At 70.7% G+C, this 24,591-nt stretch carries 23 protein-coding genes and 1 pseudogene; 16 read left to right on the plus strand and 8 right to left on the minus strand.

From position 1 onward, the window contains the following. Positions 1-143 precede the first annotated feature (143 nt). From F7R91_RS26835 to F7R91_RS26860, 6 genes are all read left to right on the plus strand, one after another. The gene (locus F7R91_RS26835; RefSeq protein ID WP_150952133.1) at positions 144-917 is read left to right on the plus strand and encodes an IclR family transcriptional regulator; all 774 of its coding nucleotides are present in this window, start codon (positions 144-146) and stop codon (positions 915-917) included. Positions 918-920: 3 nt separating this feature from the next. Then, on the plus strand, positions 921-1,391 hold the full coding sequence (locus F7R91_RS26840; protein ID WP_150952136.1) for a GNAT family N-acetyltransferase: 471 nt from the start codon (positions 921-923) through the stop codon (positions 1,389-1,391). Between the two features lie 81 nt (positions 1,392-1,472). After that, positions 1,473-2,477, plus strand: coding sequence for a hypothetical protein (locus F7R91_RS26845; protein ID WP_150952139.1), 1,005 nt, complete (start codon positions 1,473-1,475; stop codon positions 2,475-2,477). After that, positions 2,474-3,721: a sensor histidine kinase gene (locus F7R91_RS26850; RefSeq protein WP_150952142.1), complete on the plus strand. Its 1,248-nt coding sequence runs from the start codon at positions 2,474-2,476 to the stop codon at positions 3,719-3,721. Before F7R91_RS26845 ends, F7R91_RS26850 begins: the two co-directional genes overlap by 4 nt. Positions 3,722-3,752: 31 nt before the next feature. After that, the gene (locus F7R91_RS26855; protein WP_150952144.1) at positions 3,753-4,412 is read left to right on the plus strand and encodes a response regulator transcription factor; all 660 of its coding nucleotides are present in this window, start codon (positions 3,753-3,755) and stop codon (positions 4,410-4,412) included. Between the two features lie 54 nt (positions 4,413-4,466). Next, the gene (locus F7R91_RS26860; RefSeq protein WP_150952147.1) at positions 4,467-5,933 is read left to right on the plus strand and encodes a penicillin-binding transpeptidase domain-containing protein; all 1,467 of its coding nucleotides are present in this window, start codon (positions 4,467-4,469) and stop codon (positions 5,931-5,933) included. Positions 5,934-6,240: 307 nt separating this feature from the next. On the opposite strand, the gene F7R91_RS26865 is transcribed toward F7R91_RS26860, so the two are convergent. The 4 genes and pseudogenes from F7R91_RS26865 to F7R91_RS26880 form a co-directional block, all read right to left on the minus strand. After that, entirely contained in the window at positions 6,241-7,035 is a 795-nt protein-coding gene (locus F7R91_RS26865) for an HAD family acid phosphatase (RefSeq protein ID WP_150952150.1), read from the minus strand. A gap of 84 nt (positions 7,036-7,119) precedes the next feature. Next, complete coding sequence (locus F7R91_RS26870) at positions 7,120-7,710, minus strand: TIGR03086 family metal-binding protein (RefSeq protein WP_150952153.1); 591 nt, start codon at positions 7,708-7,710, stop codon at positions 7,120-7,122. A 71-nt stretch (positions 7,711-7,781) separates the two neighbouring features. After that, positions 7,782-8,140 (minus strand): annotated as a pseudogene (locus F7R91_RS26875) (DUF6010 family protein). 192 nt (positions 8,141-8,332) lie between these two features. Further along, on the minus strand, positions 8,333-9,274 hold the full coding sequence (locus F7R91_RS26880) for a 5-dehydro-4-deoxyglucarate dehydratase (RefSeq protein WP_150952156.1): 942 nt from the start codon (positions 9,272-9,274) through the stop codon (positions 8,333-8,335). Between the two features lie 238 nt (positions 9,275-9,512). Between F7R91_RS26880 and F7R91_RS26885 the strand changes: the two genes are divergently transcribed. From F7R91_RS26885 to F7R91_RS26920, 8 genes are all read left to right on the plus strand, one after another. Continuing rightward, complete coding sequence (locus tag F7R91_RS26885) at positions 9,513-10,322, plus strand: NAD-dependent epimerase/dehydratase family protein (protein WP_150952159.1); 810 nt, start codon at positions 9,513-9,515, stop codon at positions 10,320-10,322. 348 nt (positions 10,323-10,670) lie between these two features. Beyond that, positions 10,671-11,462, plus strand: a complete 792-nt coding sequence (locus tag F7R91_RS26890) for a DeoR/GlpR family DNA-binding transcription regulator (protein WP_456243071.1) — start codon at positions 10,671-10,673, stop codon at positions 11,460-11,462. Between the two features lie 110 nt (positions 11,463-11,572). Continuing rightward, complete coding sequence (locus F7R91_RS26895) at positions 11,573-12,940, plus strand: ABC transporter substrate-binding protein (RefSeq protein ID WP_150952165.1); 1,368 nt, start codon at positions 11,573-11,575, stop codon at positions 12,938-12,940. After that, positions 12,937-13,887 (plus strand): carbohydrate ABC transporter permease, encoded by a 951-nt coding sequence (locus F7R91_RS26900; protein WP_150952168.1) that lies wholly within the window; start codon positions 12,937-12,939, stop codon positions 13,885-13,887. The genes F7R91_RS26895 and F7R91_RS26900 overlap by 4 nt, the downstream gene beginning before the upstream one ends. Further along, on the plus strand, positions 13,884-14,750 hold the full coding sequence (locus tag F7R91_RS26905; protein ID WP_150952170.1) for a carbohydrate ABC transporter permease: 867 nt from the start codon (positions 13,884-13,886) through the stop codon (positions 14,748-14,750). Before F7R91_RS26900 ends, F7R91_RS26905 begins: the two co-directional genes overlap by 4 nt. Then, a complete protein-coding gene (locus F7R91_RS26910) occupies positions 14,747-15,736 on the plus strand; it encodes a zinc-dependent alcohol dehydrogenase family protein (protein WP_150952173.1) in 990 nt (329 codons plus the stop codon). Before F7R91_RS26905 ends, F7R91_RS26910 begins: the two co-directional genes overlap by 4 nt. Before the next feature lie 235 nt (positions 15,737-15,971). Beyond that, positions 15,972-16,205, plus strand: coding sequence for a hypothetical protein (locus F7R91_RS26915; protein WP_150952178.1), 234 nt, complete (start codon positions 15,972-15,974; stop codon positions 16,203-16,205). 96 nt (positions 16,206-16,301) lie between these two features. After that, complete coding sequence (locus tag F7R91_RS26920; RefSeq protein ID WP_150952386.1) at positions 16,302-17,534, plus strand: TerD family protein; 1,233 nt, start codon at positions 16,302-16,304, stop codon at positions 17,532-17,534. 82 nt (positions 17,535-17,616) lie between these two features. On the opposite strand, the gene F7R91_RS26925 is transcribed toward F7R91_RS26920, so the two are convergent. The 4 genes from F7R91_RS26925 to F7R91_RS26940 all read right to left on the minus strand — a co-directional run bounded on the left by F7R91_RS26925 (position 17,617) and on the right by F7R91_RS26940 (position 22,797). Further along, complete coding sequence (locus tag F7R91_RS26925) at positions 17,617-18,666, minus strand: 1-aminocyclopropane-1-carboxylate deaminase (RefSeq protein ID WP_150952181.1); 1,050 nt, start codon at positions 18,664-18,666, stop codon at positions 17,617-17,619. A gap of 17 nt (positions 18,667-18,683) precedes the next feature. After that, positions 18,684-19,337 carry a GntR family transcriptional regulator gene (locus F7R91_RS26930; RefSeq protein WP_150952185.1) on the minus strand — a complete coding sequence of 218 codons (654 nt, stop codon included), beginning with the start codon at positions 19,335-19,337 and terminating at the stop codon, positions 18,684-18,686. A gap of 80 nt (positions 19,338-19,417) precedes the next feature. Beyond that, the gene (locus F7R91_RS26935; RefSeq protein WP_150952188.1) at positions 19,418-21,001 is read right to left on the minus strand and encodes a TROVE domain-containing protein; all 1,584 of its coding nucleotides are present in this window, start codon (positions 20,999-21,001) and stop codon (positions 19,418-19,420) included. A 338-nt stretch (positions 21,002-21,339) separates the two neighbouring features. Further along, a complete protein-coding gene (locus F7R91_RS26940; RefSeq protein WP_150952191.1) occupies positions 21,340-22,797 on the minus strand; it encodes an alkaline phosphatase PhoX in 1,458 nt (485 codons plus the stop codon). Positions 22,798-23,122: 325 nt separating this feature from the next. Here F7R91_RS26940 and F7R91_RS26945 point away from each other — a divergent pair, with 325 nt between their 5' ends. Then, entirely contained in the window at positions 23,123-23,353 is a 231-nt protein-coding gene (locus F7R91_RS26945) for a hypothetical protein (protein WP_225320804.1), read from the plus strand. A gap of 52 nt (positions 23,354-23,405) precedes the next feature. Then, complete coding sequence (locus F7R91_RS26950) at positions 23,406-24,569, plus strand: S1 family peptidase (RefSeq protein ID WP_225320805.1); 1,164 nt, start codon at positions 23,406-23,408, stop codon at positions 24,567-24,569. Positions 24,570-24,591 lie beyond the last annotated feature (22 nt).

Genomic DNA, 24,591 nt, shown 5'->3' on the forward strand with positions numbered 1-24,591 from the left:
GCGGGGTCCCTTCCGCTTTGAATGCCGTATGCAATGCCGCAGTTTCCGGGTCGTCCATCAGGGCTGTTCGATATGCTGAACACTGTCTCTGATGATGAATACGCTCGGAGACTATTTCCCGGCGAACGAAGGGGTCAAGGGCGATGTCGGCAGGCGGGACGGGGGGCGGGGCGCAGGTCAAGTCCGCGGTGCGGACGGTCGAACTGCTCGAGTACTTCGCCGGACGCCCGGGCATGCACTCCCTGGCGGCGGTCCAGGAAGCGGTCGGTTATCCCAAGTCCAGCCTCTACATGCTGCTGCGCACACTCGTGGAACTCGGCTGGGTGGAGACGGACGCGACGGGCACGCGGTACGGCATCGGCGTACGGGCGCTGCTCGTCGGCACCTCGTACATCGACGGCGACGAGGTGGTCGCGGTGGCCCGGCCGACGCTGGACCGGCTGTCGGACGACACCACCGAGACCATCCACCTGGCGCGGCTCGACGGCACGAACGTCGTCTACCTGGCCACCCGCCAGTCCCAGCACTACCTGCGCCCGTTCACCCGCGTGGGCCGCCGCCTGCCCGCGCACTCGACCTCGCTGGGCAAGGCGCTGCTGAGCACCTGCACGGACGAGCAGGTCCGCAAGATGCTGCCCGAGACCCTCCCCGCCCTCACCGAGAACACGATCACGGACCGGGAGAAGCTGATCGAGGAGCTGCACCAGGTGCGGGAGCAGGGCTTCGCCGTCGACCGTGAGGAGAACACGCTGGGCCTGCGCTGCTTCGGTGTCGCCATCCCCTATCGCACCCCGGCCCGCGACGCGATCAGCTGCTCGGTCCCGGTGGCACGGCTGACCCCCGCCCATGAACAGATGGTGAAGGACGCCCTGTTCGACGCCCGTGACCGACTGACGCTCGCCACCCGTAGGCTCTGAGGCATGGATGTCACACTGCGCGAGGTCCACGACAGCGATCTGCCGGTCTTCTTCCGGCAGATGAACGATCCGGAGTCGCTCAGGATGGCGGCCTTCACCGCCGAGAACCCGGCCGACCGGGAAGCCTTCGACGCCCTGTGGAAACGGATCCGGTCCTCGGACGACATCGCGCTGACGATCCTGGCCGACGGTGACGTGGTGGGGAGCGCGGCGGTGTACGGGGAGCCGGGCGAGAGGGAGGTGACGTACTGGGTGGACCGCGCGTACTGGGGTCGGGGCATCGCCACCGCCGCGCTGCGCGGACTGCTGGCCGAGGTCCCCGAACGCCCGCTGTACGCCCGGGCGGCCGCGGACAACGAGGCGTCCCGCCGCGTCCTGGAGAAGTGCGGTTTCCGGCTCTCCGCGCAGGCCAGAGGGTATGCGAACGCACGCGGCGAGGAGATCGACGAGGTCGTGCTCACGCTGCAGGGCTGAGCCGCCCCTCCCCCGTCCGGCGGAGCCGGATCATCGCGGTGCAGGACGTGTCCGACCGGGCGCGTGCGGGAGCGTGCACGTATGACGCAGTCACTCTCACCCACCGCCGGCACAGTCGTGCTCAGCCCCTCCCGCCGTGTGGTGCGGGCCGTTGCCGTTGCCGCCTGTCTGCCCTACCTCGGCCTCAAGATCGCCTGGATCGCCGGGAGCCACGTCGGGATCCCGGACGGCAGCTCGCTGCTGGAACACCGTACGACCATGGCCGTCGCCAACAGCGTCACCGTGCTGATGGACGGGGCCGTGATCGTGCTGGCGCTGGTGCTGACAAGGCCGTGGGGCCTGAGAACGCCCGCGTGGCTGTTGGCCTTCCCCGTGTGGGTCGCCACCGGACTGCTCGCGCCGATCATGGCCGGGTTCCCGCTGCAGCTCCTCGTGAAGACGCTCGGCGCGAGCGGGCACCGGGCCGCCGGCCCGGGACGTGAGCCGTTCCTCGACGCGTGGGTGTTCGGGGTGGTGTACACCGGGTTCATCGTGCAGGGGCTCTCCCTCGGCGCGCTGTTCGTGCTGTACGCCCGGGACCGGTGGGGGTGGCTGTGGCGCGGGCGCGTGTGGGAGCTCCCCCGGGGGGCCGTCGGACCCGCACAGCGCGCCACCGCCGTCGCCGCCGCCGTGCTCTCCCTGCTTCCGCTCGCTCTCCATCTGCTGTGGGCCTGCGGCGGCACCGCCGGTCTCAGCGACGGCCGGGCCGCCGACCGGACCGCCGACTTCTACGTCCTCCAAGCCGTATACGTCGTCTTCCTCGTCGCGGCCGTCACCGGCGGCTGGCTGATCGCCTTCCGGCGCGGGCGCGCCCTGCCCGTCAAGGTGCCGCTCGCCGCCGCCTGGGTCGGCTCCGGGGCGGTGGCCTGCTGGGGCGGCTGGCTGTCGCTGGTCTCCCTCGGCGGCGTGGACGACATCGCCGACCGCCCGACACAGCTCATGAACCTCGCCTACGCTGGCGAGGTGATCGTCGGCATCCTCGTGGCCACCATCGGCGCCTACTTCTTCGCGGAGCGGTCCGCCCGGGCTCCGCAGCCGTCGGCGTGAGGGGGTTCGCCCGGTTCCTGTTCGGCCGGCGGGCACGCCTGCGCTGGATCCATCTGATCCTCGGCGGCGCGCTCGCCATGCCGTACGTCTTCGTCGGCGAGGTCGTCCTCGGGACGGCCACCGGCGCAATGGACTTCGGTTCCTCCCCCCTGCAACTCGCCTCCTTCGCCTTCGGGTTGCCGGTCGCCGCCCTGACCTCGCTCTTCCCACTCACGCGTCCCCTGGAGGCCGGGGCCGTGCGGTGGCTGTGCGGGGTGGACGCCGACCGGCTCGCCTACGGGCCCGCGCGCACCCGGGCCGCGAAGGGGCGTACGGCGGCCTGGTTCACGCTGCATCTGGGGCTCGGCGGGGTCATCTCCGGGATGTCGCTGGCCGTGCCGCCGTTCGCGGTCGTGCTGATCGTGCTGCCCCTGTTCGCCCGGCTGCGGGGAATCGGGGGGTGGCTGCCCGAAGTCATGGACCACACCTGGGCGTTGGCGCTCGCGCCGGTCGCGGGCGTCGCGATGCTCGTCGCGCTGGCCGGATGCGCGGCAGGGGCCGGCGCCCTGCTCGCCCGCTGGGCGCCCCCGCTGCTCGGGCCCGCTCCCGAGGACCGGCTCGCGGCGGCCGAGGCGCGGGCCGCCGAACTCGCCGTACGCAACCGGCTCGCGCGGGAGCTGCACGACTCCGTCGGCCACGCCCTGAGCGCGGTCACCCTGCAGGCCGGCGCCGCCCGCCGCGTCCTCGGCAGCGACCCCGAGTTCGTCCGCGAGGCCCTCGCCGCCATCGAGGAGACCACCCGGCGGACGGTCGGTGAACTGGATGCCGTCCTCGGCGTGTTGAGGGACGGCGACACTCCTGGTACGGCGCCCGCGCCCACGCTCGCCGCCGACCTCGACGGCCTGCTGCGACGCGTCGGGGCGGGCGGGCCGCGGGTGACGGCCACGGTCGACGCCGACCCCGCGACGCTGCCTCCCCTCGTCTCCCGCGAGGCCTACCGGATCGTCCAGGAAGGGCTGAGCAACGCCCTCAAACACGCGGGTGACCAGGTCGCCGTGACGCTGCGGATCGAGGTCGTCGGTGAGCACCTGGAGATCACGGTCGAGAATCCCCTCGGCGATGCCGCCGCGTACCGCCCCGGCGGAGGCCACGGTCTGCGCGGCATCGCCGACCGGGCCCGGCTGCTGGGCGGCTCGGCCGAGGCGGGGGCGTCCGGAGGAGCGTGGCGCCTGAACGTACGACTGCCGATGAAGGGACCCGCATGACCACCGGCCCGACCACCACGGGGGAACCCGCGTGACCCGCCCACCGATCCGCATCGTCCTCGCCGACGACGAGCGCCTGGTCCGCACCGCCCTGCGGGCGATCCTGTCCGCCGAGCCGGATCTGGAGGTCGTCGGTGAGGCGGCGACCGGGGCCGAGGCCGTGTCCGTCGTCCGGGACCTCGGGCCCGACGTGGTCCTCATGGACGTACGCATGCCGGAGACGGACGGCATCCGGGCCACCGAGCAGATCCTCGCCACGCTCGACGAGCCACCCCGGATCGTCGTCGTCACCACCTTCGAGAACGACTCCTACGTGTACGACGCGCTGCGCGCCGGAGCCGCCGGTTTCCTGCTCAAGCGGGCGGAGGCCGACCTGCTCGTCCAGGCGGTGCGGCTCGTCGTGCGCAGCGACAGCCTGCTGTTCCCGTCGGCCGTGCGGGCGCTCGCCGCCGAGCACGCGCGCGTGTACCCCGCGCCGCCGGCCTGGATCGCGAGGCTCACCGGACGCGAGAGCGAGGTCCTGCGTCTCATGGCGGCCGGACTGACCAACGCGGAGATCGCCCGGCGCATGGAGGTCGGCCCCGCCACCGTGAAGACGCACGTGGCCGCTGTCCTGGCGAAGACCGGCACCCGCGACCGCACCCAGGCGGCGATCGCCGCGTACGAGGCGGGGTTCATGAAGACCCGATGAGAAACCGGGCCCAAGGGAACGAATCCCTCGGACCCGGTCGTCTTGCAGAGCGCAATGAACAACACGATCAGGCGCGCTTCCGTCTTCACACTGCTCCTGGTGTTCGCCCTGCTGGTGCGGGCGACCTGGGTGCAGTTCTACGAGGGTCAGGCGCTCGCGGACGACAAGGACAACCGGCGGGGCGCGATCGCGACCTACGCGGAGCCGCTCGGGAACATCATCGTGGCCGGGGAGTCGATCACCGGGTCCGCGCGGACGAAGGGCAGCGACCTCGCGTACAAGCGCACGTACCAGGACGGCAAGCTGTACGCGGCGGTGACCGGCTACGCCTCGCAGAGCTACGCGCCGACCCAGCTGGAGGGCATCTACCAGGATCTCCTCGACGGCACGGACAGCCGGCTGAAGGCCACGCTGGACCTGGTCACGGGCGATCGGGCCGATCCGGGGAACGTGATCACCACGATCGACCCCGACGTCCAGCAGGCGGCGTACGACGCGCTCGGCGACACCAAGGGCGCGGCGGTCGCGATCGACCCGGCGACGGGCAGGATCCTCGCGGTCGTGTCGACCCCGTCGTACGACCCCTCGTCGCTGACGGACGCCAACACCGCCGGGGCGGCCTGGAAGAAGCTCACCAAGGACTCGGACAAGCCGCTGACCAACCGTGCGCTGCGGCAGCCGCTGCCGCCCGGCTCGACGTTCAAGCTGGTCGTGGCGGCGGCCGCGCTGGAGGACGGGCTGTACGCCTCGGTGGACGAGGACACGGGCAGCCCGGACCCGTACACGCTGCCCGGCACGAGCACCGTGCTGAAGAACGAGAACCCCTCCGCGCCCTGCGAGAACGCCTCGATCCGTACCGCGCTCAGGTACTCCTGCAACAACGTCTTCGCGAAGATGGCCGTCGACCTCGGCCAGGACAAGGTACGGGCGATGGCGGAGAAGTTCGGCTTCAATGACGACACCCAGGACGTGCCCGTGCGGGCCCACGCGAGCGTGTATCCGTCCGGCATGGACAAGGCGCAGACGGGCCTGTCCGGCCTCGGCCAGTTCGACGTCACGGCGACCCCGTTGCAGATGGCCATGGTGTCCGCGGCCATGGCCAACGACGGCAAGCTGGTCTCGCCGCACATGGTGTCCCAGATCACCGACAGCGGCGGCGATGTGCTGAAGAACTACGAAGACGGCACCGACAGCGACGGCAGCACGGACACCAAGGAGATCGTCAGCTCCTCGACAGCCGGGCAACTCCGGTCGGCGATGGAGACGGTCGTCGAGCAGGGCACGGGAACGAACGCACAGATCGACGGCGCCACGGTGGGCGGCAAGACGGGCACGGCCCAGAACGGCAAGAACAACAGCAAAACGCCGTACGCCTGGTTCACGTCGTACGGAAAGACGGACGGCAAGGAGGTCGCCGTGGCGGTGGTCGTCGAACAGTCCGACGCGGCCCGCTCGGAGGTCAGCGGCAACGGCCTGGCGGCCCCCGTGGCCAAGGCCATGATGCAAGCGGCCTTGGCGTAGTCGGCCAAAGGGGCGCGGGCGGAGCCGGCCGAACCCGGCACCGGCCCGGACGCAACCACCTGCACCTTCTCTTCATCTGACATCACGTACACGCAGTGACGTCCCAACCCTGCCGGCCCGAGCCCCCCTCGGACCGGCAGCGCCGGCCAGGGCCCCCCTCATGGCCGGCAAGAAACGCCCCCGCCGGTGACGACCGACGGGGGCGTTTCGCGCCCCAGCGCCCTGAAGGGGCGCGGGGAACTGCGCGACCAGCCACGACGGCGCCGCAGACGGCCGCCCACGCATCGCGCCACTTCCAGCGGAGCGCTCAGCTCACGAAGTACGTCGGGTTCGGCAGCTTGTACGTCCGGTCGGCGTAGCCGCCGTCGAGGTCGGAGTACTGGTCGCCGAAGTTGGCGATCACGCTGTAGCCCAGGTCCTCGATGTGCTTGCGGGTGCCGGACTTGTACTGAACCGTGGTGCAGTTCCAGGTACCGGGCGTGGCGCAGTCGCCCAGGTACGACGGCGGGTTGGCCTTGTCCTTGAGGAACATGTGGCCGGCGTCGAGGTTCACATCGGCGCCGATCTTCTTCAGGTTCTGGACCGCGGCGGAGCGCTGGGCCTCGCTCAGACCGGAGTTGTAGAAGACCTCGACGCCCTTGGAGTCGGCGTACCGCACGAGCTCGGGGCTGCCGAAGACGGCCGGGCGGTCGGCCTTGTTGACGTACTCGGCCCATGTGGTCGAGTTGTACGTGTAGTTGGTCTTCTTCTCGTAGTCGAGGCTGAGCAGCAGTGTGTCGTCGATGTCGAAGACGACCGCGGGCTTCTCGCCCCGGTGGTGCGCCTTGCGCGCCGCCCGGTCGATGTACTTCCTGGCGGAGCGGTCGAGGCGCGCGAGGTCCTTGGCGTACGGGCTGTCCGGGGACGCCTGGTACACCCCGTTGCTGTCGAGCGTGGTGCCGTAGTAGGTGTCGATGTCCTTCACCAGGAGCCCGATGTTGTAGGGCTCGTGGGTGGAGTTGGCCGTGGACTGACCGGCCGTTGCGGCTCCGGCGCCGTAAAGGGCGCCGCCGGCGACGGTGCAGGCGGCGACGAGAGCCGTGATGCGAAGTGGCTTATGCATGACAAGTGTTCTACGCGCGTCACCCCACCGAGCGCGAGACCCGTTGCCCGATCTTTACCTTCTCGCCCGGGCAACGGGTCGCCGTCACCGGTGCCAGCCCGGATCCCGTCCGCTCAGACCCACCGCCCGGTCCAGCAGCGGCGCGTCGGCCGGGACGGGCACCACAGGACCGAAGAGGCCTCCGCCGCGGTCCGGGTCGTCGGCCGCCGCGAGGAGGAAGCCGTACGACGCCTCCAGCGCGGCGGGGTCGGGGAGGTACCCCTGGCCGGTGGCGCGGGCCAGGTCCCAGCCGTGGATGACAAGCTCGTCGGCGGCGACGGCGCCCGCGACCGAGCCCGGCAGGTCCACGCCGCCGGCCCGGGTCATACCGGTCCACGCGCCCGGGTCGCGCCAGGCGTCCGCCAGCTCGTCGAGCACCTTCGGCAGTTCCTCGCGCCAGCCGGGTCCGATGTCCGGCAGGGCGGCGTTCGGGCTGGTGTCCGTCGTGACACCGAGGTCCTTGCGGCCGGCGTCACGGAAGGCGACGGCCAGTCCGTGCAGGTGGCCCAGCATGTTGCGTACCGCGCAGCCCGGACACGGCGTGCCGTCCGCGAGCTGCTCGTCACTCACGCCCTCCGCGAGCCTTGCCACGATGCGGGTCTGCGGTCCCAGGTCGAGGGTCGTCCGGTCGGTCATCGCTGCTCCCTGGGGTGCGGGGTCGGTCAGGGGGTAGACCGGCCGCGTCCCGGAAACTCATCGCAGGAGACTCATCGCGCCCCGGCCTCGGCCCGCGCGGTCCGGACGAGCTCGGCGGGTGTCCGGCCTCCGGCCAGGCACCACAGGGCGATCACCGGGTCGCAGATCGCGCAGCCCAGGGAGGAGCTGTGGGCGAACGGGACGATCGGGTTGCCCTTGAGGTGGTGCACGACGTCCCAGGCGGTGTGCAGCAGCCAGCGACGCCGATGAAGGTCCACGAGTCCAGTCCGCGGTAGGCGACACAGGTGGCGAGCACGGTGAACGCGAACTCCCAGCCGCCGAGACCGCCCCCACTGAGGTAGGCGGCGCTCGCCCCGGCGACCATGACGGCGTTGAGACGGCGCCGGTGCGGTTCCCGCACGAGGCACATGACCAGGACGTAGAGGACGCCGATGAGGACGGGAAGGAGGTAGCTCCTGGCGTCGACGCCAGGAGCGACGACGTACACGCCCCAGAGGCGTCACTGACGGCTTCCAACGGATTCCCGCCCGCCGGATGCGTCCCCCCGGGCTCACGGTTCGCCGACCCCCTTGCGATCAGAGGTGGACGAACGGCGAGGCCTTCACCGGTCCTCCTCGAGCAGCGCGTATCCGCGTTCGATGACCTGAGCGAGCTGCTTGACATGATCCTCGCTCGGCTCGTGCAGCGGGGGCCGCACCTCCCCCACGTCGAGTCCGCGCAGCCGGACCCCGGCCTTGACGAGGGAGACGGCGTAGCCGCGGCCCCGGGCGCGCAGCTCGGCGAAGGGAAGGTAGAAGCCGTCCAGGAGCCGGTGCGCGGTGGTGTCGTCGCCGGACGCGAGGGCCTCGTAGAAGGCACGGGCGATCTCCGGAGCGAAGCAGAAGACGGCGGAGGAGTAGAGGGTGATGCCGATGCCGCGGTAGGCGAGCTGGGTCAGCTCGGCGGTCGGCAGCCCGTTGAAGTAGAGGAAGCCGCCGGGGACTTCGGTGCGCACAGCGCCGACGATCCGCTGCATGAGATCGAGGTCGCCGAGGCCGTCCTTGAACCCGGTGATCCCGTCGGTGCGCGCCAGCTCGACGACGGTCCGCGGGGTGAAGACGGCGTTGTCGCGCTGGTAGACGACGACCGGCAGCCCGGTCGCGGCGGCCACCTCCCGGTAGTGCCGCAGCAGTCCCTCCTGTCCGGCCGCGACGAGGTACGGCGGCAGGACGAGCAGCCCGTCCGCCCCGGCCGTCTCGGCGAGCCGCGCGTACCGGACGGCGAGCGCGGTCCCGTACCCGGCGCCCGCGACCACCGGCACCCGCCCCGCGGTCTCCTCGACGGCCGCCCGTACGCACGCCTCGAACTCCTCCGGCGTGAGCGCAGGGAACTCCCCCGTGCCGCAGCATGCGAAGACGGCGGCGGCGCCGGCCGCGATCCCGCGGCGCACATGGGCGCGGAAGACATCGAGGCCGAGGGAGCCGTCGGGGCGGTAGGCGGTGACGGGGAAGAACAGCGGCCCGCCGGGGGCGCTGAGTCGAGCGGCGAGCGGGGCTGGCGTCACGGACTCTCCCTGAGACAGGCGCCTGCATTCTTATGATCAATGTCTACATTTCTGAACGCAGCCACACTATGGAGCCATTTCACGGCGGGTCAAGCGCACACAGAGGCAGCACAGAGGCAACTCGGGCGCGGATTTCGCAGGTCCGCGTCACACTTGACGGTAAGACACCTGATCTTTAGCTAGTCCATGCATATGAATGTCGTCCATGAATGAGGCCGCCGACTCAAGGAGACCGAGGATGCCCGATCCGCGCACCGTCCTGCTCACCGGCGCCGCCGGCCGGGTCGGCACCCTGATGCAGAACCTGCTCCCGGCCTTCGGCCACGAGCTGCGCCTCTTCGACGTACGCCCGATCGACGGCGACCCGGACGCCGTCACCGCCGACCTCGCCGACAAAGCGGCCATACGGGAGGCGGTACGGGGCGTCGACGCGATCGTCCATCTCGCGGGCATCTCCCTGGAAGCCCCCTTCGAGAAGATCCTCAGGGCGAACATCGAGGGGACCTACCACCTGTACGAGGCGGCCCGCGAGGAGGGGGTCGGGCGTATCGTCTTCGCCTCCTCCAACCATGCCGTGGGCTTCACCCCGCGCCCCCGGGGCGACGATCCGCTGATCCCCGTCGACACCCCGCGCCGCCCGGACACCTTCTACGGCCTGTCCAAAGCCTTCGGCGAGGATCTCGCCCAGCTCTACTGGGACAAGCACGGCCTGGAGACCGTCTCGGTGCGCATCGGCTCCTGCTTCCCCCAGCCGACCAGCGTGCGCATGCTGTCGATCTGGATGAGCCCCGGCGACGGCGCCCGTCTCTTCCACGCGGCCCTGACCGCCGAGAACGTCGGCCACACCGTCGTCTACGGCTCGTCCGCCAACACACGTCTGTGGTGGGACCTGAGCGGTGCCCGGGCGCTCGGCTACGAGCCGCAGGACGACTCCGAGGAGTTCGCCGAGAAGCTGATCGCCGAGCGGGGCGAGCTGGACCCGGAGAACCCGGCGCACGCCTGTCTCGGCGGCCACTTCGTGAGCGACCCGCCGATGTGGCCGTACTGACCTCGTCGGCACCGACGTCGCCGACCGGCGGAAAATGATCGTTCGCGACCGCGGGCGGGCACCGAACGGGCCCGCCCGCCGCCGTATTCGGGCACCGAACGGGCACGCCTGCCGTGACACTCGGGCACCGGCTCCGCCCGATGTCCCGCGCCGATCCACAGCCGCGCAGGTCCGCGACGGGCACGCCGCGCCGTGAACGGGCAGATACGGGCAGCATCGGTCCTGCAACAGGCCTGGTCAGTGCCGCGCACCCGGGGTACAACTTCCCCCATGGCCGCATGGGGCCCGAACGGGCAGCTCCGGCTCGGGGCACCCGGACGCTATCGGGCCACGCGGCAGAGCAAGGAGGTGTCGGCGATGACGACGACAAGCACCGCGAAGACGGCGGAGGAGCGCCAGCGGGAGATCGTACGGGCCGTACGCGCCGCCGGCTCGGTCGACGTCAACGCGCTCGCCGCCGAGCTGGGCGTGGCCAAGGAGACCGTACGCCGGGATCTGCGCACCCTGGAGGAGCACGGCCTGGTCCGCCGCACCCACGGCGGCGCCTACCCCGTGGAGAGCGCCGGCTTCGAGACGACGCTCGCCTTCCGCGCCACCAGCCAGGTCCCCGAGAAGCGCCGGATCGCGGCCGCCGCGGCCGAACTGCTCGGGGACGCCGAGACGGTCTTCGTCGACGAGGGCTTCACCCCCCAGCTCATCGCCGAGGCACTGCCCAGGGACCGGCCGCTGACCGTGGTCACCGCGTCCCTGCCGATCGCGGGCACGCTCGCGGGTGCCGAGGACATCTCGGTCCTGCTGCTGGGTGGCCGGGTCCGCCCCGGCACCCTGGCGACCGTCGACCACTGGACGACCAAGATGCTCGCCGGCTTCGTCATCGACCTCGCCTACATCGGCGCCAACGGCATCTCGCGCGAACACGGTCTGACCACGCCCGACCCGGCGGTCAGCGAGGTCAAGGCCCAGGCGATCCGATCCGCCCGGCGCATCGTGTTCACCGGCGTCCACACCAAGTTCGGGGCCGTCAGCTTCTGCCGGTTCGCCGACGTCTGCGATCTGGAGGCGATCGTCACCAGCTCGCTGCTCCCCGCGGCCGAGGCCCACCGCTATGCGCTGCAAGGTCCGCAGATGATCCGCGTCTGACGTCCGGCCCCCGTACGGCATCCGACGGTTCGGCGACCCGCCCACCCACGCCGTAGGGACCCCCAACCCGGTCAGCGCCCCATTTGCCCTTATTTGTTCAGGAGGACCGCATGCGAACCCGGAGCCGACGCGCATCGCGCACCCTCTTCGCCATGGCCGCCATAGGGACGCTGATCACCCCGCTCGCCGCCTGCGCGGGCGCCGGCGGATCCGGACCCTCCGGCGGCCGCTCCCTGAACGTCCTGATGGTGAACAACCCGCAGATGCTGGATCTGCAGAAACTCACCGCCGCCCACTTCACCGAGGCCACCGGCATCAAGGTGAACTTCACCGTCCTCCCAGAGAACGACGTCCGGGACAAGATCAGCCAGGACTTCGCCCACCAGGCCGGCCAGTACGACGTCGCCACCCTCAGCAACTACGAGATCCCGATCTACGCCGAGAACGGCTGGCTCCACTCCCTGGACCCGTACGTCAAGAGCGACACCGCCTTCGACCAGGCCGACATCCTCACCCCGATGACACAGGCCCTCACCGCTGAGGACGGCAAGCTCTACGGCGAGCCCTTCTACGGCGAGTCCTCCTTCCTGATGTACCGCAAGGACATCTTCGAGAAGGAGGGCCTGACCATGCCCGGCAAGCCCACCTGGAAGCAGGTCGCCGACCTCGCCGCCAAGGTGGACGGCGCCGAGTCCGGCATGAGGGGCATCTGTCTGCGCGGCCTGCCCGGCTGGGGCGAGGTGCTGGCCCCGCTCACCACGGCCGTCAACACCTTCGGCGGCACATGGTTCGACAAGGACTGGACGGCACGGCTGGACTCCAAGGAGTTCAAGGAGGCCACGCGGTTCTATGTCGACCTGGTGCGCAGGCACGGCCAGTCCGGCGCCGCGCAGTCCGGCTATGCCGAGTGCCTCAACCACATGACCCAGGGCAAGACGGCCATGTGGTACGACGCCACGGCCGGCGCCGGCTCCCTGGAGGCCGGCGGCTCCCCGGTCAAGGGCAGGATCGGCTATGTCCCGGCCCCGGTCGAGAAGACCGAGAGCTCCGGCTGGCTCTACACCTGGGCGTGGGGCGTCCAGAAGTCGTCCCAGAACGCCGACGACGCCTGGAAGTTCATCTCCTGGGCCTCCGGCAAGGGCTACGAGAGGCTCGTCGGCACGACCATCGGCTGGGCCAATGTGCCGGCCGGCAAGCGGGCGTCGACCTATGACATCCCCGAGTACCGCAAGGAGGCGGCGGCCTTCGCGGACGTCACCCGGGACGCCATCGCCGGCGCCAGGCCGGAGGACCCGGGCGTGCAGCCCCGGCCCGCGCCCGGCATCCAGTTCGTCGGCATCCCCGAGTTCACCGACCTGGGCACCAAGGTCTCCCAGGAGATCAGTTCCGCCATCGCCGGCCGGCAGTCCGTGGACAGCGCGCTGGCGAAGTCGCAGAAGCTCGCCGAGGCCGTCGGCAAGAAGTACGAGGGATCATGACCGTCACGACGTCCGCCGCTCGGGTCACCGCGCCGGCCGCGTGGCCGGCGCCCCGCCCGCCGAACCGCATGCGCGCATGGGTCACCCGGGCCCCGCTGCTGCCCGCGCTGATCTTCATGATCGTCGTGACGCAACTGCCCTTCGTCGCGACCCTGGTGATCTCGTTCTACGACTGGAACGCGCTGTATCCGGACGACCGCCGCTTCGCCGGCTTCGCCAACTATTCGGAGGTGCTCAGCACACCCGAACTACGCAGGTCGGTGGGGACAACCGTGGTGCTGACCGCCACGGTCGTGCTGGTCAGCCTGGTGCTCGGGCTGGTCCTGGCGCTGCTCCTGGACCGCCGCTTCCGTGGCCGGGCCGCCGTGCGCACGATGCTCATCGCCCCCTTCCTGCTGGTGCCGATCGCGGCCGCGCTGCTGTGGAAGCACGTGCTGTACAACCCCGAGTACGGCCTGCTCAACGGGATTCTGCGGTGGATCGGCGGGGACACGGCGGTCCAGCCGGACTGGATCTCCGAGATGCCGCTGATGGCGGTCGCGGCCTCACTGATCTGGCAGTGGACCCCGTTCATGACGCTGATCCTGCTCGCCGGACTGCAGAGCCGTGACCCGGAACTGGTCGAGGCGGCCCGGATGGACGGCGCGAACGAGTGGCAGGTGTTCGTCCACATCACCCTGCCGCACCTGCGCCGCTACCTCGAACTGAGCGTGCTGCTGGGCTCGATCTACATCGTGCAGAACTTCGACGCGGTGTACACGATCACCTCCGGCGGCCTGGGCACCGCAAACCTGCCGTACACCGTCTACCAGACCTTCTACCAGGCGCACGAGAACGGCCTCGCCTCCGCGGCCGGCGTCATCGTCGTCATCGGCTCGCTCATCCTCGCCACCTTCGCCCTGCGCGTGGTGTCGTCCCTGTTCCGTGCGGAGGTGTCCCGCCGATGACGACGATCACCACCGCCGCCCGGCGGCGGACCGGGTCCCGCGGCCGGTTCCGGGGAGCCGCCCTGGGAGTCGCCGCGTGGCTGGCCGGCATCCTCTTCGTCCTGCCCATCCTCTGGATGGTCCTGACCTCCTTCCACTCCGAGGTGGACGCGGCGACCAACCCGCCCTCCCTCACCGCGTCGCTCACCCTGGACGGCTACCGCGCGTTCTTCGGCCTGGACGGCGGCGCCAGCCCCTGGCCGGCGCTGCTCAACTCGGTGACGGCCTCCGTGGTCTCCACGCTGCTGACGCTGCTCCTCGCACTGCCCGCCGCCTACGCGCTGTCCGTCCGGCCGGTGCGGAAGTGGACCGATGTCCTGTTCTTCTTCCTGTCCACCAAGATGCTGCCGATGGTGGCGGGGCTGCTGCCGGTCTACCTGTTCGCGAAGAACACCGGGCTGCTCGACAACATCTGGGCACTGGTCGTCCTCTACACCGCCATGAACCTGCCGATCGCGGTGTGGATGCTGCAGTCCTTCCTCTCCGAGGTGCCGGCCGCGGTCATCGAGGCGGCGCAGATCGACGGCGCGCGGCTGCCGACGATCCTGTGGCGCGTGGTGACCCCCCTGGCGCTGCCCGGCATCGCGGCGACCTCCCTGATCTGCTTCATCTTCAGCTGGAACGAGCTGCTGTTCGCCCGGGTCCTCACGGGCGTGGTGGCCGAGACGGCTCCTGTCTTCCTCACCGGCTTCATCACCAGTCAGGGCCTGTTCCTGGCGAAGGTGTGCGCCGCCTCGCTCATGATCTCCCTGCCGGTGCTCGCCGCGGGGTTCGCCGCCCAGGACAAGCTGGTCCAGGGCCTGTCTCTGGGAGCCGTCAAATGAAGGCAGCCGTCATCGAGTCCGTGGGCCGCGCCGTCGTCACCGAGGTCCCGGACCCGACGCCGGGCCCGCGCGAGGTCGTCGTCGAGGTGGCCGCATGCGGCTTGTGCGGCACGGACCTGCACATCCTCCAGGGCGAGTTCGCGCCGAGGCTGCCGATCGTGCCGGGGCACGAGTTCGCGGGCGAGGTGGTCGGCGTCGGCGCCCGGGTCACCGAGGTCGCGGTGGGCGACCCGGTGGCGGTGGACCCCTCGCTGTACTGCCACGAGTGCCGCTACTGCCGTACCGGCCACAACAACCTCTGCGAACGGTGGGCGGCGATCGGCGTGACGACGGCCGGAGGGGCGGCGCAGTACGCGGTCGCGCCGGTGGCCAACTGTGTGAAGCTCCCCGAGCACGTCCGCACCGAGGACGCGGCACTGATCGAACCGCTCTCCTGCGCCGTGCGCGGCTACGACGTGCTGCAGTCCCGGCTCGGCGCGCACGTCCTGATCTACGGCTCCGGCACGATGGGCCTGATGATGCTGGAACTGGCGAAGCGGACGGGCGCGGCGAGCGTGGACGTGCTGGACGTGAACCCCGTACGCCTGGAGACGGCGCGGCAGCTGGGCGCCTCGGCCTGCGCGGCGGGCGCGGACGAACTGGACCGGCCGCAGGGCTGGGACCTGGTGGTGGACGCCACGGGCAACGCCGCGGCGATCCAGGACGGGCTGGACCGGGTGGCGAAGGCCGGAACGTTTCTCCAGTTCGGCGTCGCCGACTACGCGACCCGCGTGACGATCGACCCGTACCGCATCTACAACCAGGAGCTCACGATCACCGGCTCGATGGCGGTCCTGCACAGCTTCGAACGAGCGGCGGAACTGTTCGCGAACGGCGTCCTGAACCCCGAGATCTTCATCAGCGACCGGGTCCCGCTGAGCGGCTATCCGAAGGCACTGGAGCGGTTCGCGGCGGGGGTGGGCCGAAAGATAGTGGTGGTGCCGTAGTGAGCTTGAATCAGCCCTCCGGCGGCTGGCAATCTTCAGCCCCTCCGAGGCTGGCATCTTCAGCCCGTCCGGCGGCTGGCATTTCAGCCCCTCCGGCGTTTGAGGAGCGGGGGTCCAGGGGGCAGAGCCCCCTGGCGGGGTCGAAGGGGCGGAGCCCCTGGGGACGGGACGGGAAGGGGCGGCGGGGGCGAAAACCACTGGGCCCGCACCCCACCACCCCCCTACCATCCCGCACATGCCAAGCCCCCACGGCTTCACCTACGAAGCCCACACGAACGGCACCGTCCGCATCTCCCACCACGGCCGCCCGGTGACCACCCTCAACGGCCCCCGCGCCGCCCAGTTCCTCGCCGAAGCCGAGGCCGAGACCGAGACCTCCGACCCCCAGCTGGTCATGGCCCGCTGGACCGGAAACTACAAACGCGGCAACGAACGCACGGCCCGCAACCACCCCCGCAACAGACGCTGAGCCCACGCCCGGCCCCCACGGTGAGATCCAACCCGATTGGCCGCCAGGTAAGGGAACGGTAAAACGCCCTCGCTCGTTCAACGGGGCATGACAGCTATGACCCCCGGCTCGAACATCCCTCTCTCCACCGCCCGCGTGACGGTGGACGTCGCCGCCCCGGTGCGGCTCGACGTATCGGGCCTGCTGCTCACGGGCGACGGCAAGGTGCGCTCGGACGACGACTTCATCTTCTACAACCAGCCGGCCGGCCCCGGCGTGACCTACCGCTCGGGCGGCGGCACGGCCCCCGACGCGATCACCGTCGACACCGCCGCCGTCCCCCCGGGCATCGAGAAGATCGTCGTCACGGCGAGCCCGGACGCCGCCGGCCAGACCTTCCAGGGCATCGAACCCACAGCGACGATCCGCAACGCGGACGACAACAGCGTCCTGGCCACGTTCACGCCCCCGCAGCTCGGCGGCGAGACCGCCCTGGTGGTTGTGGAGATCTACCTGCGCAACGGCGCCTGGAAGGCCCGCGCCGTCGGCCAGGGATACGCCAACGGCCTCGCCGGCATCGCCACCGACTTCGGCGTCACCGTGGAGGAACCGGCCCCCGCCCCCGTCGCGCCGTCCCAGCCCGCCGTCCAGGCCCCGATGGCTCCGCCGCCCCCGCCGGTCCCGCCCGTGCCGCCGACGGACCAGCGCCTGACCGCCCCCTCGGCGCCCGCCGCACCCCCGGCGCCGCCCGCCGCCCCGGCCCCCGGCGCCGGAAAGATCAACCTCGACAAGGGCAGGGTCAGCCTCCAGAAGAACCAGACCGTCTCCCTCGTCAAGGGCGGCCGCCCCCTGCTCGCCCAGGTCAAGATGGGCCTCGGCTGGGAGCCGGCGTACCGCGGCAAGGACATCGACCTGGACGCCTCGGTCATCGCCTACGGCCCCCAGCGCAATCACATCGACAGCTGCTACTTCGGCAAGCTCTCCATCGTGAACGGCGCGATCAGGCACTCCGGGGACAACCTCACCGGCGAGGGCAGCGGTGACGACGAGGTGATCACCGTCGACCTCGGCCGGCTCCCGCAGGAGGTCACCGGCCTGGTCTTCACCGTCAACTCCTTCTCCGGCCAGAAGTTCACCGAGGTCGCCAAGGCCTACTGCCGCCTCCTGGACGCGGCGTCCGGCGAGGAACTGGTCCGCTTCGACCTCACCAGCGCCGAGGCGCAGACGGGGGTGATGATGGCGAAGCTGATCCGCCAGTTCTCCGGCGAGTGGGAGATGACGGCCATGGGCGACTTCGTCAAGGCCCGCACGGTCCGGAACATGGTCAAGCCGGCGGCCCAGGCACTGTAGACCGAGGCGGTACGACCTCCGGGGCGCCCCCCGCAAGCAGGGGGCGCCCGGCGTTCGGCACACAAGGAAGCCGGCCCAGCGCCTAGAACAACGCGCTGTACGCGTTCAGCGCCGGCTGGCCGCCGAGGTGGGCGTAGAGCACCGTGGAGTCGCGGTCGATCTCGCCGCGTGCCACCAGGTCGACCATGCCGGCCATCGACTTCCCCTCGTACACGGGGTCGGTGACCATGCCCTCGGTGCGTGCGGCGAGCCGCATCGCCTCCAGTGTGGTCTCGTCCGGGATGCCGTAGATGCCCGCGTGGTAGCGCTCGTCCAGCTCGACGTCCGCCTCGGTCAACTCCCGCTTGACGCCGATGAGCTGACCGGTGCGGTGCGCGATCCGGGCGATCTGCGCGCGGGTCTCGGCGGGCTTGGCCGAGGCGTCGATCCCGAGCACGCGCCGGGGCCGCTCCCCCGCCTCCTCCAGCGCGGCGAACCCGGCGATCATGCCCGCCTGGGTCGACCCGGTCACCGAGCACACGATCACGGTGTCGAAGAAGACGCCCAGCTCCCGCTCCTGCTCGGCGACTTCGTACGCCCAGCCGGCGAAGCCCAGGCCGCCGAGCGGGTGGTCGGAGGCGCCGGCGGGAATGGCGTAGGGCCTGCCGCCCGACTCCTCGACGTCCCTGAGGGCCTGTTCCCAGCTCTCCTTGAACCCGATCCCGAACCCGGCCTTCACCAGTCGTACGTCGGCTCCGGTGAGTCTGCTGATGAGGATGTTGCCGACCTTGTCGTAGACGGAGTCGGGCCAGTCGACCCAGCTCTCCTGCACCAGCACGCAACCGAGCCCGGCGCGGGCGGCGACCGCCGCGACCTGACGGGTGTGGTTCGACTGCACCCCGCCGATCGAGACGAGCGTGTCGCAGCCCTTCGCGAGCGCGTCGGCGACCAGGTACTCCAGCTTGCGTGTCTTGTTCCCGCCGTAGGCGACACCGGAGTTGCAGTCCTCGCGCTTGGCCCAGAGCGCGGCTTGGCCGAGGTGCCCGGTGAGCCGCTCCAGGGGGTGCACGGGCGAGGGGCCGAAGAGGAGGGGGTAACGCTCGTAGGAGGAAAGGGAGGTGGCGGAAGGGGAAGGAAGGGAAGAGAGGGACATGGGGTGCCTCCGGTGTTTCAGTGGGCGGCTTCCTGGCCGGCCACGTCCATGGCGGCCAGCCCCCGCCAGATCTTCGCGGTGACACGGACCGCCCCGTCCGTGTCACCGCCCGCGCAGGCCTCGATCAGCCGCTCGTGCAGTCCGGCAGAGCGGCAGGCGGAGCCCTCGCCGAAGCGCCGTCGCTCCAGGCGCCGGATGAGCGGGGTGTAGCGAGTGATGGTGGCGGCGGCCGCGCGGTTGCCGGCGGCCCGGACGAGGATGTCGTGCAGCTCGTCGTCGGCGACCAGCGCGGCGTCGATGTCGCCGGTGCGGACTGCGGTCGCGAAGCGCTCGTTGGCCGCGCGCATCGCCTCGACGTCCGCCGGGAGCAGCCGGGGGACGGCGACCCGGGTGGCCAGCTCGTGCATGGCGCCGACCACGGCGGCGGCGTCCCGTACGTCGGCGGCCACCACCGGTGTCACCCGTGTGTAGCTCTGCGGCTTGCTCTCCAGGAGGCCCTCGTCCACGAGCCGGGAGAAGGCCTCGCGCACGGGCGCCCGGGACAGTCCGAGCCGCGCGGCGAGTTCGGCGTCCCGGACCACCGCACCGGGTGCGATCTCCCCGGACACGATGGCATCCCGGATCGCTGCGTAGGCACGGTCCCGGAGCAGGGTGCGCGGTACGGCCTCCATAAACTGAAATGTTAGATGTCAGTGCTCGGCCGGACAAGGGTGTGGCCCGTACCGAAGTACGGGCCACACCCACCACCGCGTCAGGCAGTCCACGGCCAGTCGGCGTCCCGGGCCGCCTCCAGCAGCGGAACCATCCGGAAGGCCGCGTCCGAGAGGCCGCCGAACGTGTGCCTGTTCCCCTTCCCCGACGGGCCGTGGCCCGCCCGGTAGCCGGCGAGGTTCCAGGTGTAGACGGGCACGTCCGCCGGAACCTGCTCGGTCGGGTCACCGTACTGGTGGTACGCGTACTGCTCATCGGTGACGATCAGCACCCGGTCGTGCCCCTTGTAGTGGCGGCGCACCGCCTCGGTCGTGTCGGTGCCACCGAGGTCGCCGAAGCGGTCCAGGACCTTCAGCACCGACTCGCCCTTGCGGAACGCCACACCGTGGCTCGACGTCCCGAACTCGACGAGATCCGCGCGCTCCGCCCGCAGCGCGAGCGCCGCGCCGAAGACCGCCGCCGCGTCGGCACGGCTGAGCTCCGACCGGTCGGACAGCCGCGAAAAGAACATCGAGCCCGAGCGGTCCACCAGCACCAGGGTGCGGCCGGTCAGCGCGGGCACCTGGGCCAGCGAGTGGCCGAGCGCCTGCTCCAGCGGGTACGCCCAGCGCAGCGAGGGCGCGTGCCGGTGCGCGGCGAGGTACCGGAAGGGGAACTGCCGCGAGCGCGCGACCTCCGCCGGGTCGCTGATCCGGGCCGCGACCTGCGCGGCGACCTCGTCGGACACCCCTGCCTGGTCGAAGTTCCGCAGGTTGCGGCTCAATGCCATCGTGCCCATGGACGGGATCACGGCCTCCCATGCCTCCCGGTCCATCGGCCCCTGGAGCCAGCCGGCCAGCGCCTCCCAGGTCATCCCGGCCGCGGCGAGCCGCTCGGCGCCGTCCGGTGCCGTGACGACCGCCCGCCGCTCCTCGGCCGGCAGCGCCATCAGCTCGCGGTGCGCGGTGAGGACACGGTTCGAGGCGGGCGGCACGGCGGTGTCCGGGTTGTGCCGGCGGTCGAGGGCGTACAGGAACAGCTCGCCCTGCCACGGCTTGTCGGGGTCCGGCGCCGCGTGCACGAGGTTGAGGATGTCGCCGAAGCGGTAGCCCTTGGCCGCCGTGTCGTACTTCAGCAGCGACGTGCCGCTGTAGAGGCGTCGGACGGCGTCGGCGATGCCGCGCTTGACCGGCTTGGGGACGTTGCGGCCGTGCGTCGCCGTCCAGTACGCGAGCAGTTCGCCGGGCTCGTCGGGCCGCTGGAGCACGGAGGCGACGACCTGCCGGTTCGAGGGGCCTTCGGTGGCTCCCGCGTCGAGGCGTGCCTTCACATACTCGGCGGCGCCCACGATCGAGGCCGTACGGAGGTTGCCCTCGCCGCGCAGCCAGCCGAGCAGGCCGGCCGTCCACGAGGGGTCGGTGACGGCGAGCTCGCGCACGAGCGTGGCGAACCGGTCGTCCCGGTCGGCGCCGGTCTCGTAGAAGGTCTGCTGGGTGACGAAGTGGGACACCGCGAGCAGGAAGAGTTCGGAGCGCGCGTCGCGCTCACGGCCTCGGCCGCCCTCGTAGGTGCGCAGCACCCGGCCCGTCGAGGTGACGCGGGAAACGGGCTGCGCCTTGGCGTTTCTGGTGTTGAATCGCGCCATGATGAATTCCCCCGAATTCGCTGGTGTTTCGGGGGAGGCGCAGCGGAAGGAGGGTGCCCGAGTTCAGGAGTCGGCGACGGACTATCCGGATGCTCTGCCCATTGAGCTACACCGACCCGCAGTCGATGACGGGACTCGAACCCGCAACCGTCCGATCCAATGAAGTAACCGTTGCCTGCGCACCGGGCACCCACCATGAGCTGCGCCTCCCGAGATCAAGTCGGCGGCGGCAAGGGATTCTTTTTGCAGAAGAAGTAGCCGCTGCCATCGCACCGGGAGGTGCGTGACGTCGTGATCTCACTGTAGGAGGCGCAACTCGGGAGGGGCGACCGAATTAATTACCCGCGCTTCTGCCGCTTCCAGGGACCGGTGATGGCCAGCATGATGCCCGGGTCCTGGATGCTGGCGAACAGGGTCCGGCCGTCGCAGGAGAAGGTGACGCCGGCGAACTCGCTGTATTCGGGCTCCTCTTCGGTACCTGTGTTCAGCTCGTTGCGGGCGATCGGGTACGTACGGCCGCTGTCGGTGGCGCCGAAGAGGTGCTGGATGCCCTCGCCGTCCTCGGCGATGACGAGGCCGCCGTACGGGGAGACGGTGATGTTGTCGGGGCCGTCGAAGGCGCCGTCCGCCGACGGATCAGCGGGGTCGGGGTTGACGCCGAGCAGGACCTTGAGGGTCAGGGTGCGGCGCTTGGGGTCGTAGAACCAGACCGCGCCGTCATGCTGGACGGGGCTCTCGGTGCGGGCGAACGAGGAGACGATGTAGGCGCCGCCGTCGCCCCACCACATGCCCTCCAGCTTGCGGGCGCGGGTGACCTGGCCGGCGGTGAACTGCTTGCGGACGGCGGTGGTCTTCGCGTCGCGGTCGGGGACGTCGACCCAGTCGACGCCGTACACGGTGCCGATCTTCGTGGCGCGGGACAGGTCGTCGACGAACTGGCCGCCGGAGTCGAAGCACTTGAAGGCCTGCAGGACGCCCGCGTCGTCGGCGAGGGTGCGCAGCTTGCCGCGGCCGTGCTCGAAGCCCTGGGGCGGGGTCCAGCGGAAGAGGAGGCCGTTGGGGCTCCCGGCGTCCTCGGTGAGGTAGGCGTGGCCGCGCCTGGGGTCGATGACGACGGCCTCGTGGTCGTAACGGCCGAAGAACTTCAGGGGCTTGGGGTTCTGGTTGGCGCGCCGGTCGCGGGGGTCGACCTCGAAGACATAGCCGTGGTCCTTGGTCATGCCGTTGACGCCGGCCTTGTCGGAGTTCTCCTCGCAGGTGAGCCAGGTGCCCCAGGCGGTGCGGCCGCCCGCGCAGTTGGTGGAGGTGCCGGCGATGCCCACCCATTCGGCGACCTGTCCGTCGGGACGCACCTCGACGACCGTGCAGCCGCCGGCCGCGGCGGGGTCGTAGACGAGGCCCTCGGTGAGCGGCACCGGGTACTTCCAGTTGGCGCGCGGGCCCCGGAGTTCGTGGTTGTTGACGAGGAGGGTGGTGCCGCGCGGGCCGTCGAAGGCGGCGGTGCCGTCGTGGTTGGACGGGGTGATCTCGCCGGACTCCAGCGTGGTCCGGCCGCTGTAGGTGACGATGCGGTACTTGAACCCGGCGGGCAGCGCGAGGATGCCGTTCGGGTCGGAGATCAACGGTCCGTATCCGACACCCCCGTGGGCCGCCGCCTCGCCCTCCCCCAGGCTGTCCGTGTCCGTGGACGCAAGGGCCTGGGGGGCGGTGGCGAGGGCGCCGACGCTGCCCGCCAGCGCGACGCCGGCGCCGGTGATCGCGGATTTTGTGGCGAAGTCCCTGCGGGTGAGCGACATGGTGTCTCCTGTGACGGTGGCTATGCCGTGGAGGGTGGCGGACCTCGGGTCGGCGACACCGTCCCGCCCACGCCTGAACGGGAGTTGAACGCCGGGCTACCTCACCGGGCTCTGTTCCATGAACCCGTATACGCTCCCCCGCCACACATCACAAGCCCCTCGGATTCGCTGCCGTACGAGAAATTGGTCGGAGGATTCTTCGTAAAGAAGGTCATCACTGCCAGAATGTCCCTCATCCCATGATTTACGACGGAGCACCTTGACCGCGGGGTTTCCCGGCAATAGACACCCCACTACCTGAATGACCCGGGGGAGGCGAGCCGAAGTGGACGCACGTCGTGCGCGCAGCCTCCACGAGGGCCGGCTGATGAGCCTGCCCCATGTGACGGGGGTCGGGACCGGAAGGGACGAACGGACGGGCCAGGACGTGATCATCGTCTTCGTGACCCGCAAGGTGCCCCGGGACCGGCTCAGGGACGAGGACGTGGTTCCGGACGAACTCGACGGCGTACCCGTGCGTGTGCTCGCCATCGGCGAGGTCTCGGCGCAGGAGTAGCCGCGGTCCTGTCCCCGGAACCGCGAAGACACCGGGGAAAGGTGGTCTGGCCGTGACGAGCCAGCCCGAACTGATGCGAGGACCCACCGGCGGACAGCTGAGCGACAGCTCCCGCCGGCAGGCACTGTCGGACTTCCTGCGGCGCGAGCAGCCGCTCTCCAATGTCGTCGGCTTCGGCCACGGCGTGAAGTGGAGCGGGGGCCGACCGACCGGCGAGGAAGCCGTGTTGGTGTTCGTGACGCAGAAGGTTCCGGAGTCGATGCTGCCGGAGCGGGACGTGATCCCGTACCAGATGGACGACGGGACGCCCACGGACGTGGTGGCGGTCGGCCATGTGGCCGCGCAACGGCAGCAGCGGCCGTCCGGAGCGCGCCGCGAGGAGCGGCACGGGATGTCGTACGGCGCCGACGGCGGCGTCGAGGAGCAGCTGGCGCGCCTCACGCAGCCGCTGCTGGAGGAGCTGAGCGGCCCGGCGGCGTTCGAGCCGCAGATCCTCAAGCGCCGTATGCGGCCGAGCCCTTCGGGCTTCTCGGTCGGCAACGTACGGGTGACGGCGGGCACGCTCGGCAGCGTGGTGTACGACTTCCTGCCGGGCGCGACGGTCGACCCGCCGGGCGCGGGGCTGGGCGTGCCGTCGAAGTTCTACATCCTGTCCAACAACCATGTGCTGGCGGACTCCAACCGGGCGCAGCTGGGCAGCCCGATCGTGCAGCCGGGTGTGTTCGACGGCGGCACGGACCCGGCGGACCGGATCGCGACCCTGGACCGCTTCGTCACGATCCAGTTCGCGCCCCAGATCCCGCTGGAGCGCCACAACAACGTGGTGGACGCGGCGCTGGCCACGGTGGACTTCCAGGACGCCACCCGGGAGCAGTACTTCAGCGGGGCGCCGCGTGCCTGGCGGCGCAAGGCCAATGTCGCGGTCGGCGATCTGGTGAAGAAGACCGGCCGGACGACGAACATCAGCTTCGGCCGGATCATCGCGGTCGACGCGACGATCGACGTCAACTACGGTACGGCCGGCACGGCCCGCTTCAAGGACCAGATCCTCACGACGAACATCTCGGCGGGCGGCGACTCGGGTTCGCTCGTCACCTCGCTCGACAACGTCGCGGTGGGGCTGCTGTTCGCCGGGTCCTCCGTGGTGACGGTCGCGGGCCACATCGAGAACGTCCGCGCGCTGCTGCGCATCGAGGTCGCCGAGCAGCTGGCCTGACGGTCGCTCCAATCGGAAGGAG

The sequence above is a fragment of the Streptomyces luteolifulvus genome, assembly GCF_008806595.1.
GTDB classification, from domain to species: Bacteria; Actinomycetota; Actinomycetes; order Streptomycetales; family Streptomycetaceae; genus Streptomyces; species Streptomyces luteolifulvus.